Source organism: Aestuariivirga sp. (assembly GCF_046093005.1).
GTDB lineage: Bacteria > Pseudomonadota > Alphaproteobacteria > Rhizobiales > Aestuariivirgaceae > Aestuariivirga.
This window is the reverse complement of record NZ_JBJTER010000046.1, coordinates 1-11,692: the sequence shown is the minus strand read 5'-3', so window position 1 is coordinate 11,692 and position 11,692 is coordinate 1. Positions and strand designations below refer to the sequence as shown.

Annotated in this window: 11 protein-coding genes and 2 pseudogenes; 2 read left to right on the top strand and 11 right to left on the bottom strand. The window is 64.7% G+C overall.

The annotated features are described in order from the left end of the window. Positions 1-124: pseudogene (locus ACKOED_RS03850) on the top strand (IS630 family transposase); the annotation flags it as partial. A 131-nt stretch (positions 125-255) separates the two neighbouring features. On the opposite strand, the gene fabZ reads toward ACKOED_RS03850, so the two are convergent. The 10 genes and pseudogenes from fabZ to miaA form a co-directional block, all read right to left on the bottom strand. Continuing rightward, positions 256-732 carry a 3-hydroxyacyl-ACP dehydratase FabZ gene (fabZ, locus tag ACKOED_RS03845; RefSeq protein WP_408915254.1) on the bottom strand — a complete coding sequence of 159 codons (477 nt, stop codon included), beginning with the start codon at positions 730-732 and terminating at the stop codon, positions 256-258. An 8-nt stretch (positions 733-740) separates the two neighbouring features. Further along, positions 741-2,984 (bottom strand): outer membrane protein assembly factor BamA, encoded by a 2,244-nt coding sequence (gene bamA, locus ACKOED_RS03840; protein ID WP_408915253.1) that lies wholly within the window; start codon positions 2,982-2,984, stop codon positions 741-743. 209 nt (positions 2,985-3,193) lie between these two features. After that, positions 3,194-4,342 carry an RIP metalloprotease RseP gene (gene rseP / locus ACKOED_RS03835; protein WP_408915252.1) on the bottom strand — a complete coding sequence of 383 codons (1,149 nt, stop codon included), beginning with the start codon at positions 4,340-4,342 and terminating at the stop codon, positions 3,194-3,196. Positions 4,343-4,452: 110 nt separating this feature from the next. Continuing rightward, on the bottom strand, positions 4,453-5,298 hold the full coding sequence (locus ACKOED_RS03830; RefSeq protein ID WP_408915251.1) for a phosphatidate cytidylyltransferase: 846 nt from the start codon (positions 5,296-5,298) through the stop codon (positions 4,453-4,455). Then, on the bottom strand, positions 5,298-6,032 hold the full coding sequence (locus ACKOED_RS03825; protein ID WP_408915250.1) for an isoprenyl transferase: 735 nt from the start codon (positions 6,030-6,032) through the stop codon (positions 5,298-5,300). Before ACKOED_RS03825 ends, ACKOED_RS03830 begins: the two co-directional genes overlap by 1 nt. A gap of 16 nt (positions 6,033-6,048) precedes the next feature. After that, positions 6,049-6,615 carry a ribosome recycling factor gene (gene frr / locus ACKOED_RS03820; RefSeq protein ID WP_408915249.1) on the bottom strand — a complete coding sequence of 189 codons (567 nt, stop codon included), beginning with the start codon at positions 6,613-6,615 and terminating at the stop codon, positions 6,049-6,051. 4 nt (positions 6,616-6,619) lie between these two features. Further along, positions 6,620-7,330, bottom strand: coding sequence for a UMP kinase (gene pyrH / locus ACKOED_RS03815; RefSeq protein ID WP_408915248.1), 711 nt, complete (start codon positions 7,328-7,330; stop codon positions 6,620-6,622). Positions 7,331-7,462: 132 nt separating this feature from the next. Continuing rightward, entirely contained in the window at positions 7,463-8,386 is a 924-nt protein-coding gene (tsf, locus tag ACKOED_RS03810) for a translation elongation factor Ts (protein ID WP_408915247.1), read from the bottom strand. 43 nt (positions 8,387-8,429) lie between these two features. Continuing rightward, positions 8,430-9,179, bottom strand: a pseudogene (rpsB, locus tag ACKOED_RS03805) (30S ribosomal protein S2); the annotation flags it as partial. Positions 9,180-9,367: 188 nt separating this feature from the next. Then, positions 9,368-10,204, bottom strand: coding sequence for a tRNA (adenosine(37)-N6)-dimethylallyltransferase MiaA (gene miaA / locus ACKOED_RS03800; RefSeq protein ID WP_408915246.1), 837 nt, complete (start codon positions 10,202-10,204; stop codon positions 9,368-9,370). A 22-nt stretch (positions 10,205-10,226) separates the two neighbouring features. On the opposite strand from miaA, the gene serB reads away from it, so the two are divergent. Continuing rightward, positions 10,227-11,093: a phosphoserine phosphatase SerB gene (gene serB, locus ACKOED_RS03795; protein ID WP_408915245.1), complete on the top strand. Its 867-nt coding sequence runs from the start codon at positions 10,227-10,229 to the stop codon at positions 11,091-11,093. A gap of 15 nt (positions 11,094-11,108) precedes the next feature. On the opposite strand, the gene ACKOED_RS03790 is transcribed toward serB, so the two are convergent. Then, a complete protein-coding gene (locus ACKOED_RS03790) occupies positions 11,109-11,591 on the bottom strand; it encodes a DoxX family protein (protein ID WP_408915244.1) in 483 nt (160 codons plus the stop codon). Positions 11,592-11,692 lie beyond the last annotated feature (101 nt).

Here is an 11,692-nt window from a genome sequence, read left to right as displayed (position 1 = left end):
ATTGCGCAAGGCGGCACAGCGCACCGTCGAAGGCCTCTGGACCGCCATTGGTGACATGCTGCCAGTCTTCAAGCCTCAGGAATGCCGAAACTACTTCGCCGCAGCAGGATATGATGCAGACTGATGGGATTCCGCTCTAGGCGTCACCCCGGCGAAGGCCGGGGTCCAGCTTTGACACCAGGAAGCTGAATGCCAGCCTGCGCCGGCATGACGGCGGAAAAAATACAGGCCGGTTCAGTAAAAGCGGAAAGCAGCCTAACCGCCGCGCTCGTTCATGAGCATCGCGCCGATCTCCGCCTCGGCGACTTTCTTGCCTTCCACGTGAGCCTCGGCCCAGTATTTCCAGACCGGCGGCCGCTTGTTGGCGAGCTTGACGTGGAAATGCACCGTATCTCCGGGCACCACGGGCTTGCGGAACCGCGCCTTGTCGATTGACATGAAGAATACGAGTTTCCCCGCATGCTCGTCGCCCAGGTGGTTCAACACCAGGGCGCCGGCGGCCTGCGCCATCGCTTCGATGAGCAGCACGCCGGGCATGACCGACCGCCCCGGGAAATGCCCCTGGAAGAACGGCTCGTTGATGGTCACATTCTTGACGGCGACGCCGCTGTCCTCGCCGTTCAGGTCATACATGCGGTCAATCAGCAGAAAAGGATAGCGGTGCGGCAGAAGCTTCATGATCCGCGCGATATCCGCGGTCTTCAGCTGCGCCACTGCCGCCTGCTCGCTCATGCGCCGGCCTAGAACACCGTGCCGACCGAGAAGCGGAAGTACTCGGTCTTATCATAATCAGCCTTGACCAGCGGATAGGCCAACTCAAACCGCAACGGGCCAAACGGCGACTGCCAGAGGATGCCGGCGCCAACCGAGGCGCGGAAGGCCGCGGTGTCGAAGACCTCGCAGTCCGTGGTTGCTCCGAAGATGCAATCACCGGTGCCAACCGCCTCGGTGTCGGTCTCCGATCCGAACACCGTGCCGAAATCACTGAAGACCGCGCCGCCAATGCCCCATTCCTCTGGGAGCCCGATCGGGAAGGTCACCTCGACGGTGCCGATCGCATAGGTCGTGCCGCCAATCGAATCGGTATGGCCGTCATTGCCGCGCTGCATGGGGCCGACGCCCGAGGGTTCGAAGCCGCGGAACGTGTCGCCGCCCTTGAAGAAGCGGTCCTGCAGCGGCACGTCGTCGCCGGCGAAGGGCCACTGCTGGCCGGCGTTGCCTTCCAGCTTCAGGACGACAGCTTCCTCATAGATCGGGAGGAAGTACCAGCCATGCACCTCGATGCTGCCGTAGTGAACGTCGCCGCCAAGCCCGGCGATCTCGCCGACCACCTGGCCGCGGAAACCGTTGGTCGGCCGCAACGGGTTGTCGAGATTGTCCCAGGTGTAGGTGCCGTCGACGAAGGACTTGAGCGACTTGCCCTGCGACTGGATCACCGCCGGAGCAGCGCTTGACTTGCTGATGCCGTCCACGTCGCGCCAGATCAGGCCGTAGCGGAAGTTTATGCCGCTGTTATCGTCCAGGCGGAAACCCGACCGCAGCGCGAAACCGATCTGCTGGCTGTTGTAGTTGGACTCGGCCTGGTTGTCGGCGTTGGTGGCGAACACGTCGAAGCCGGCCGAAACCGGCAATCCCATGAAGTAGGGGTTGGTAAAGCTGAACGTTACGTTCTGCCGGAACCAGCTCGCGGTGGTGCTGAGGTTGACGTTGTACCCTTTGCCGAGGAAATTGCGCTCGTTGAGCGCGATCGACCCGACGACATATTCGCTTGTCGAATAGCCGATCGTGAAGTTGACCGAACCCGTCGATTTCTCCTGGACCTCGACGGTCAGCACCACGCGGTCAGGCGCCGAGCCCGGCTCATCCCGGAAATTCACCGTCGAGAAGAAATCCAGCGCCGTCAGCCGCCGCCGCGCCCGCTCGATCATCACCCGGTTGAACGCGTCGCCCTCGTAGAGCCGCAGCTCGCGGCGGATCACCTGGTCTTCGGTCCGGCTGTTGCCCACGATATCGATACGCTCGATGTAGGTGCGCGGGCCCTCGACGATGTTGTAGGTGATATTGAGCGTATCGCCTTCATTGCGCTGTATATCGGGATTGACCCGGGCGAACACGAAGCCTTGCCGCGACGCTTCCAGCGTTAGCCTCTCAACGCTCTTGTCCACCTTGGTGGCGTCGAAATAGTCTCCGACGCCGGTCTTGACCTCTTTGATCAGCGGCGGGGTGTCGAGGTTGGCGTCGCCCACATTCACGGCGACATCCGCGATCTTGTACCGGGGACCTTCCTCGATGGTATAGGTGATGGTGAAACCGGATGCGTCCGGCAGCAGCACGGCGTCCGCCGAAACAATCCGCACGTCGGCGAAACCATTCTTCAGGTAGAAGCGGCGGAGCAGTTCCTTGTCGTATTCGAGGCGGTCCGGATCGTAAGTGTCGTTGCGGTTGAAAAACCGCCACCATGCATACTGCTGGGTTCCCACCACGCCCTTCAGCGTGTAGGCGCTGAAAGCGTTATTGCCCACGAACTCGATACTCCGGACCTTCGTCTCCTCGCCCTCGTTGATTTCGAAAACAAGGTCGACGCGGTTCTGTGGCAGCTTGATGATCTTGGGCGACACCGAGACCGAATAGTAGCCTGACCGGCGGTAGACGGCGATGATCCGGTTGACGTCGCTCAGCACCTTGGCGCGGGTGAACATCATGCGTTCGCGCAGTTCCACTTCCTTCGCCAGGTCAGCGTCCTTGACCGCTTTGTTGCCCTCGAAATTCACCCGGTTGACCATCGGGTTTTCCTCGACCCGCACCACCAGCGTGCTGCCGCGGCGGGTGATCTGGACGTCCGAGAACAGACCGGTTTGGAAAAGCGCCTTGACTGCCGCGTCGATCTCGTCGGCGCTGACATCGGTTCCGGCGGAAAATGGGATGTAGGCGAGGATTGTATCGTTCTCAACCCGCTGATTGCCTTCAACGGAAATCGAGGACACTATCTGAGCGTGAGCCAGCGATGGCCCCCATCCTGGCCCGGAGAGCGGGCCCATCAAACTCATGATCAGGGCCAGAACAGCAACAAGTACAAACCGGTAACGCATCCAACCGCCGTTTCCGCAGACATCGCGCCCGCGTCGAATCCCTCTGATGGCAACGGTTTTACCTACCTTACCATCCATTGCAAACACAACTTCCACGGGCAAGATCAACCGCCCATCCACACCGATGCAACCCGAACCCGGTCATTCCAGGTACCGACCAGCATCAGCATGATGACCACCGAGAACCCGATCCGGAACCCCCACTCCTGGGCGGCTTCGTCCAGCGGCCGCCCACGCACCGCCTCGATCGCGTAGTAGACCAGATGCCCACCATCCAGCATAGGGATTGGGAAAAGGTTAATCAGCCCTATACTGACCGACAAAAATGCGAGCACCGTGACAAACTGGAACACGCCCAGCGAGGCCGCATCGCCCGCCGCCTTGGCGATCGAAATGGGGCCGCCGAGTTGATCGGCGCTCTCGCGTCCGGAAAACAGCTTGCCGACATAGCCCAGGGTCGATGAAACGATGAACCAGGTCCGCTCCATGCCGCGTTCGAAAGCCTGAACCGGACCCATCTGTTCATATTGGACAGGCCCGCCCGGATTGTTGCGCACGCCGAGCAGCCCGATGCGCATCTTGCCGCCGAAATTGTCCGGCTCCTCCTTGAGATCGGGCACAATCGGCAGGCTGAGCCGCTCGCCGTTGCGGTTGATGACCACGGTAAGCTCCTCGCCCGCCCGGGTGATCACCGCCTGCTGCAACTGGCTGAAATCCTCGATCTCCTTGCCGTCGATCTCCACGATGATGTCACCCTTGCGGATGCCGGCCCTTTCCGCGGCGCTGCCGGGCAGCACCTCGTCGACGCGCGGTTCCATCACCGGCGCGCCCACGGTCATGAACAACGCCGTGAAGATCACGATGGCCAGCAGGAAATTGGCACTCGGCCCCGCCGCCACCACGGCCGCGCGCTGCCACACCGGCTTGCCATGGAAATTTCCGGGATCGAGCTTGGCCTGCTCGACAGCCGCGCCGCTGGGCAGGCTGGCGGCATTGGCGTCGCCTTTGAATTTGACGTAGCCACCGAGCGGAATCCAGGCGATCTTCCAGCGGGTGCCGTTCTTGTCATACCAGCCGGCGATCTCGCGGCCGAAACCGATCGAGAAGGATTCGACATCGACGCCGCACCAGCGGGCCACCAGATAGTGGCCGAGTTCATGGATGAACACGATGACGGTGAGCGCGATCAGAAACGGAATGGCGTAAAACACCAGCGTGCTGAGCGGCAGGTGCAGCAGGTTCAGAATATCCATCAAACAATTCCCCCGTCCCCTGCGGGGACCCAAACCCAGGTCATTCGCGACCCTCCGTCTTTAACACCACAGGATGAGATTAATACGGCAAGATTTCGGCGGCAGACCGGTCACCAGAACAGCAGGCCCGCTCCGGCGTTGCCGACGCCGTAACGCACACCGCCGATAATCGCCGCCGCGGTGGCAACCGCCACGAGGCCGTCGACCCGGTCGATGACGCCGCCATGCCCCGGTATGAGCTTTCCCGAATCCTTCACCCCGTAATGGCGTTTCATGGCCGATTTGAACAGATCGCCGGCCTGTTCGACGACCGCCATCACGGCCGCGAAGGCCACCAGGCCCAGAAGCCCCCTCAGGCCCAGCGCGAGCCCCACGCCGAGCGCCGCGAGGGCGCTGCCGGCCATGGCGCCGGCGAGGCCGGCCCAGGTTTTTTTGGGGCTGATGCGCGGCGCGAGCTTCGGCCCGCCGATGATCCGCCCGGCGAAATAGGCGAAGGTGTCCGCCGCCCAGACCATGAGCATAACCAGCAGGATGGCGGCGATCCCGAAGTTCGGGTCCTCGCGCAGCATGACCAGGGCGATCGGCGGCAGCGACACATAGGCCACCCCCAGAAACCGCCAGGCCGGCCCGCCGCGGGCCCGCCACAGCGCCAGCCCGGCTGACAGGGCCGCGATCACCGCAATCGTCAGCAGCGCGCCTTCCAGTCCGATGACCAGCGGCAGCAGCGCGCCGCACATGGCGCCCGCCGCATGCAGCGCGAATTGCAGCGGGTCGTCGTCATGAACGATCCGCACCCATTCCTGGGCCATCAGCACGCCGATCAGCGCCACGAACAGGTGGAACCAGATGCCGCCGGCCCAGACATCCGCGAGCACGGCGGGGATGAGCACCGCGGCGGACAGGGTCCGGACGCCGAGATCGCCCCATTTCTGCTCGGTCTGCGAGGCTTCGGCCATTATGCGGTCTGGGCCGTAAGCCCGCCGAAACGCCGGTCCCGCAGACGATAAGTCTCAACCGCCTGATGCAGCCGGTCGGCGTCGAAATCCGGCCAATAATCCGGAATAAACACAAATTCGGTATAGGCACACTGCCACAACAGATAGTTCGAGAGGCGCTGCTCGCCGCCCGTGCGGATCAGCAGGTCGGGCTCCGGCAGGCCGCCGGTATCGAGATGGTTGCCGATCACCGCCGGGGTAATGTCGTCGGGCGCGATCTTGCCGGCCGCCACCTTGTGGGCCAGCGCCCGCACGGCGCGGGTGATCTCCTGGCGGCCGCCGTAATTGAAGGCGATCACCAGCTTGAGCGCGGTGTTCTCACGGGTCAGCGCTTCCGCCTCCTCGAACATGCCGCGCAGCGACGGTTCAAGACCCTCCCGGTCGCCGATCACCATGATCCGCACATTGGCCCGGTGCAGGTCGGCCACATCGGTGCGGATATAGCGGCGCAGCAATTCGAGAAGAAATCGGACTTCCGCCGCGGGCCGTGACCAGTTCTCGGTGCTGAAGGAATAAAGCGTCAGCACGCCGATGCCCATGCCGGACGCCGCCCTTACCGTGCGGCGCAGGGCTTCGACGCCCTGGCGGTGGCCAGCCGAGCGCGGCTGGCCGCGAAGCGAAGCCCAGCGCCCGTTGCCATCCATGATGATGGCCACATGGCCGGGCATGTCCTTCATGCCTCCGCCCGCCGACATGGAAATCGCCCCCACCTCAGACCTGCATGATCTCTTGTTCTTTGGTCTTGAGGGTCTGGTCGATTTCCTTGATCGTGTCGTCGGTCATCTTCTGGACGTCGTCGGCCTTCTTCTTGTGCTCGTCCTCGCTGATGAGGTGGGCCTTCTCGAGCTGCTTCAGATGGTCCATGCCGTCGCGGCGCACGTTGCGCGCCGCCACCCGGGCCTTCTCGGCATATTGATGCGCCACCTTGACCAGTTCCTTGCGCCGCTCCTGGGTGAGGTCGGGCATGCGCAGCCTGATCACCTGGCCTTCGGTCTGCGGGTTGAGGCCGAGGTTGGAGGCGCGAATCGCCTTTTCGACGGCAACCACCAGCCCGCGGTCCCAGACGTTGATCTGCAGCAGGCGCGGCTCCGGCACCGAGATCGACCCCACCTGGGCGAGCGGCATGTTGGCGCCATAGGCATCGACATGGATGGGTTCGAGCAGGCTCGATGAGGCGCGGCCGGTGCGCAGACCGCCAAAATCATGCTTGAGCGCCTCGACCGCGCCGTGCATGCGGCGCTTGATGTCCTGGGCATTGAAAGGCTGGGGCTGGGCCATGGCGTCAGTCCTTGGTCACGGTGGTGAACACGCCGGCGCCATTGACCGCGTTGACCACGGCGCCGGGTTTGCGGATCGAGAAGACAACTACCGGAATCCCGTTGTCGCGCGCAAGGGCGATCGCCGCGGGGTCCATGATGCGCAGGTCCCTGGCGAGAATCTCTTTGAAGGTGATGTGGTCATAGCGGTGCGCCGAAGGATCGGTCTTGGGGTCGGCGGAATAGACCCCGTCGACGCTGGTGCCCTTGAACAGCGCATCGCAGGAGAGCTCGGCGGCGCGCAGCGCCGCGCCCGTGTCGGTGGTGAAGAACGGCAACCCGGTGCCCGCCGCGCAGATGATCACCCGTCCGGCCTCCAGGTGGTGGATGCCCTTGGCGCGCGAATAGGTTTCGCACACCGTCGGCATGGCGATGGCGGACAGCACCCGCGCGTCCATGCCCTTGCGGATCAGCACGCCCTGCATGGCCAGCGCGTTCATGACGGTCGCCATGATGCCCATGTGGTCGGCGGCCACCCGGTCCATGCCTTTGGCGGCGCCGGCGAGGCCGCGGAAGATGTTGCCGCCGCCGATCACCAGCGCAACCTGGGTGCCGGTCGCGGCGCAGGCCAGCACCTCGTCGGCCAGCCGCCCCACCGTGTCGAGATCGATGCCATAGGGCTGCTCGCCCATCAGCACCTCGCCCGAAAGCTTAAGAAGAATGCGCTTGTATTTCATGACCTTCCGAACAGCTACCCGCCAATTGTGTCGAGCTTAGGCCGGCCGGAGCGATTCGTCACAGGAGGCCCAGCGGATGTGCAAAGGGCCCCGGCGGGGGCCCCTGGCGTGATATCTCGTGGCAGAGACCCGTTACGGGGCGGACGACATCTTGGCCACCTCGGCCGCGAAGTCGTCTTCCTTCTTCTCGATGCCCTCGCCCAGCTGCATGCGCACGAAACCGGTGAGCTTGACATCCCCACCCGCCGCCTTGGCGGCCTCGGCGATCGCCTGGGTCACGCTCTTGGCGCCGTCATGGACATAGGCCTGCTCGAGCAGGCAGTTTTCCTTGGCGAAGGTCTTGAGGCCGGAGGCCACGATCTTCTCCATCACATTGGCGGGCTTGCCGGCGTTCTTTTCCTCGAGAATGGCGGTCTCGCGGGCCAGCACGTCCTTCGGCACCTGGTCGAGCGTCAGCGCCACCGGATTGGTGGCCGCCACATGCATGGCCAGCAGCCGGCCGAACTCATTCAGCGCCGCCTTGTTGCCGGCCGACTCGAGCGCCACCAGCACGCCGATCTTGCCCGCGCCGGGCACGATCTGGTTGTGGACATAGGAGGCGATGACCCCGTCCTTCACGGTGAGCGCCGCGGTCCGGCGCACCGTCATGTTCTCGCCGATGGCCGCAACCATTTCGGCCACATACTCAGCCACCGCATGGGGCGAGCCCGGCACATGCATGGTTTTGAGCTTCTCGGTGTCGCCCTGGGCCTGGAGGGCGAGCTTCGAGATCGCCGTCACCATGGCCTGGAACTTCTCGTTGCGGGCCACGAAGTCGGTTTCCGAGTTGACCTCGACGACCGCCCCCGTCGTGCCCTCGACAGCCACGGCCACCAGCCCTTCTGCCGCCACCCGGGTCGATTTCTTGGCGGCCTTGGCCAGGCCCTTGGCGCGCAGCCAGTCGACCGCCGCCTCCATGTCGCCACTGGTGGCGGCCAGCGCCGCCTTGCAGTCCATCATGCCCACGCCGGTCTTTTCGCGCAGGTCTTTCACCATCGCAGCCGTAATCTCGGCCATGTTCCACCTCTTGTTGAAATCAGGGTCGGGGGCCGTCTCAGGCGGCGGGCACTTCCTCGGCAACCGGAGTCTCGGCGGCGCCGATATCGACGCCCGAACCCGACTGGGCCAGAGAGATGCCCTCGATGCAGGCGCGGCTCACCAGATCGCAATAGAGAGCAACCGCCCGCCCGGCGTCGTCATTGCCGGGGATCGGGAAGGAGACGCCGGCGGGATCGGAATTGGTGTCGATCACCGCGATCACCGGAATGCCGAGGCGGTTCGCCTCCTTGATGGCGATCTGCTCCTTGTTGGTGTCGATCACGAACACCAGGTCGGGCGTGCCGCCCATGTCCTTGATGCCGCCCAGCGCCTTGTCGAGCTTTTCCTTGCTGCGGGTGAGTTCGAGCAGTTCGCGCTTGGTGAGGCCGGAATTCTCCTTGCCCAGCGTCTCGTCGACCTGGCGCAGCGTCTTGATCGAGTTGGAGATCGTCTTCCAGTTGGTCAGCGTGCCGCCGAGCCAGCGGGAATTCACGTAATACTGCGCCGAGCGCTTGGCGGACTCGGCCACCTGCTCGGAGGCGGAACGCTTGGTGCCCACGAACAGCACGCGGCCACCCTTGGCCACCGTGTCGCGCACCGTCACCAGCGCCTGGTGCAACAGCGGCACCGTCTGCGACAGGTCGATGATGTGAATGCCGTTGCGGCTACCATAGATGTAGTTCCGCATCTTCGGGTTCCAGCGATGTGTCTGGTGGCCGAAGTGAACGCCCGCTTCAAGCAGCTGACGCATGGTGAAATCTGGCAGAGCCATGTAATCCTGTCCTTTTCCGGTTGATCCGCCGCGGGGAAAGTGACCGGATCGCTCCGGCACCGGATGGATCTCGCGCTATGAGGCGGCCGAAGCCGCGTGCGCCAGACCCTGCCCCCACGTGTGAGTTGCAGTTGACGGCGCGGGCTATAGCCGCCGGCGCGGCGGAACGCAAGGGCCTGTGCGGCGGCTCACTCCCGCCAATGCGCCATCTGGCCCCGCCACCAGGTGAGCTGGCGCTTGATGTAGCGGCGGGTGGCGGTTTCGGCCCGGGCGATGGCGTCGGCCAGGCTGATCTCGCCCCGGAGATGGGCGTTCAGCTCGCGGAGCCCGATGGCCTTCATCACCGGCAGGGCCGGATCGAGGTCCTTCACCGCCTCTGCCTCTTCGAGGGCACCCTGCTCCACCATGGCCCGGAACCGGGCTGCGGCCCGGGCGTGGAGTTCGGCGCGCGGCGGGTCGAGGAATATGCGTTCAACCGCGGCCCCGGCCAGCGGCGCCTCGGCCTCGCCCTGCCGCTGCCAGTCACCGAGCGAGCGTCCGGTCGCGTCGATCACCTCCAGCGCGCGGACCAGCCGCTGGCGGTCGCCCGGCTGCAGCCTTTCGGCCATTGCCGGGTCACGCCGGCCCAACTCGCCATGAAGATCGCCTTCAAATTCACGCCACGCCGACCGGATGTCCGCCGGGATTGGCGGCACCGGCGCAAGCCCCCGCTCCAGCGCCCGGAAATAGAGCCCGGTGCCACCGGTCACCACCGGCAGGCGGCCTGCCTCCCAGGCGGCGCCGATCTCGCGCCGGGCGTCTTCCAGCCAGGCCGCCACCGAATGCGCCTCCCTGGCAGGCACATGGCCGTAGAGCCGGTGCGGCGCCAGCGCCTCTTCATCTGTCGCGGGCCGCGCCGAGAGGATGCGCAAGGCATCATAGACCTGCAGCGCATCGGCATTGATGATCACGCCGTTGCGCCCGCGCGCCAGCCTCAGCGCCAGCGCGGACTTGCCGCTGGCGGTCGGCCCTGCAATAAGCAGCACGCGTTTTTGCGATAGAGCCATCATGGATTCCGTTCTCGTCCTCATAGCAGCCCCCGGCTCCGGCGCAATCAACGCGCCGCTTCTGGGCCTGCTGAACGATCTCGGGGGTGGGGCGCCGCATTGGCTGGCGGCAGGCGAGGCTTGCGAGGTTCCGGATTTCCCGCGGCTACCCGAATTCCTGGTGGCCGTCAGGGACTTCCCGGTCGATGCCGCGGTGGTCTCCAGCCACAACCGGCGCAAGCGGCTGCTGATCGCCGACATGGACTCGACCATGATCGAGCAGGAATGCATCGACGAGCTAGGCGAGGAGGCTGGCGCGGGGGCCGAGATCAAAGAGATCACGCGGCGCGCCATGCGGGGCGAACTGGATTTCGAGGCAGCACTCGACGCCCGCGTGCGGCTTTTGAAAGGGCTTGATGAAGCGGTGATCGCCAGGATCATCCGCGAGCGCATCAGCTATATGCCGGGCGGGCGCGCGCTGATTGCCACCATGAAGGCGCATGGCGCCCGAGCCGCGCTCGTCTCGGGCGGGTTCACGCAGTTCACCATGCCCATCGCGGCACATCTGGGTTTTGACGAGCAGCGGGCCAACCAGCTGCTCGCCGCGGGCGGGCGCCTCACTGGCGAGGTGGCGCGGCCGATCCTGGGTCAGCAGGCCAAACTCGAGGCGCTGCGGTCGATCGCAGCAAGGCTGGGGCTGGAAACCGCCGATGCCATCGCGGTCGGCGACGGCGCCAATGATCTTGCCATGCTGGCGGAGGCCGGCATGGGCGTGGCGCTCCACGCCAAACCAAACGTGCAGGAGGGCTCGCTGATCCGCATCAACCACGGCGACCTGACCGCGCTCCTCTATTTGCAGGGCTACGCCCGGCCGCAGTTCAGCCGGTGAAAGGATAATGCGCCGTCAGGCTGCGCGCTTCAGGCCGTGTCCGAAGAGCATCAGCAAGGCGCCAGCGAGGGCAAGGTTCTTCATGAATTGGATCTGCTCCATGACGCGGTCCCCGCCATCCAGGTTCCAGTATTGATGAAAGACAGCTGCGGTGAGCAGACAGAAAAACGACAGCCCGAGAAACCCGACCGCCTCCGTCTTCCGGAAGAAGACCATGGCGGGAAGAACCAGCAGCATCACGATGGCGGCCACGGCCAGCAATTCCGGAAACGGCAGCCCGCGTTGCGCGATGAAACCGGCGGTGCCGGAAAACCCGGGGATCAGCAGAAAAATCGCGTCCCACCAGAACAGAGCCACGACCATGAGCTTGCCGGCAATGCCAGCCGCCGTTGCGAGCCAGGACATCACTCCGCGAGTTTCCACGTCACCCTCCGCATTCAACAGGCACAACCGCTTTGCTGCCTCTGCTCCCATTAAGCCGGAGCCGCGGGCAGTCAAGTGAAGCCGCGGTCCTCTTCCTATCGCTTCTCCCGCGTCGCGGGATCGCTGCGAAAGGTGATTGAGGCTCTGCTTCCGGCGGGGTTCGGGCGCAGCGCGCG